The following is a 1022-nucleotide window of genomic DNA, read 5'->3' on the forward strand; positions in this document are numbered from 1 at the left end:
AAGTCATCGAGCGCAAAACCCACGCCTTCGCTCTTGAGCTGCACCATGCGCGCGATGGTGTCTTCGATGTCTCCCAGCAGCAGGCTTTCGGTGAGTTCGAGCTTGAGTTGCCGGGGGTCTGCGTTGTGGTTCTTCAAGGTTTGCAGCACTTCGGCCACGAAGCCGGGTTGCCGGAATTGGCGGGCGCTGACGTTGACGGAGATGGACAGGTGGGCGGTGTCTGGGTGCTGGCTCCAGCGCTGCAGTTGTTCGCAGGCGGTCTGGAGCACGTATTGGCCCAGGGGGAGGATGAGGCCGGTCTGTTCTGCCAGGGGGATGAAGTCGCCGGGGCTGATCATGCCGCGCTGGGGGTGGCGCCAGCGCACCAGGGCTTCTGCGCCCAGCAGGCGGGCGTGGTGGTCCACGACGGGCTGGTAGTGCACGAGCAATTCGCCCCGGGCCAGGCCCTGGCGCAGGTCGGCTTCGAGGTTGGAGCGGGCGTTGACGGCTGCCTGCATGTCAGGGTCGAAGAAGCGCTGGGTGTTGCGTCCTGCGGCTTTGGCCTGGTACATCGCCAGGTCGGCGCGCTTGAGGAGTTCGTCCACGGTGAGGCGTTCGTCGCCAAAGAGGGTGATGCCGATGCTGGGGGTGCTGTAGTGCTGGGCGCCGTCCAGGTCAAAGGGCTGGTTCAGGCTGGCCAGGAGTTTTTCGGCGACGGTTTCTGCCTGGGTGGCGGCGTTTTGCAGGTCGGGGGCCAGGGCTTCGAGCATGACGACGAATTCGTCTCCGCCGAAGCGGGCCACGGTGTCGGCTTCGCGCACGCTGCCCACCAGGCGGGCGGCGACCTGGGCCAGGAGCTGGTCGCCCATGTCGTGGCCCAGGGTGTCGTTCAGATCCTTGAAGTTGTCGAGGTCGATGAACAGCAGGGCCCCGAGGTTCCTGGTGCGTTGGCAGGCGGCGATGGAGCGTTGCAGGCGGTCCAGCAGCAGGCGGCGGTTGGGCAGGCCGGTGAGCGCGTCGTAGAACGCCAGGCGTTCGATCTC

Annotated in this window: 1 protein-coding gene; it reads right to left on the reverse strand. The window is 66.2% G+C overall.

The genetic code is table 11. The features are described 5' to 3' along the window. Nucleotides 1–1022 (reverse strand): putative bifunctional diguanylate cyclase/phosphodiesterase (locus AC07X4_RS23960; RefSeq protein WP_494741545.1); only part of this gene is annotated, 1022 nt, incomplete at both ends.

This window comes from Acidovorax sp. GW460-11-11-14-LB4, from assembly GCF_059423685.1.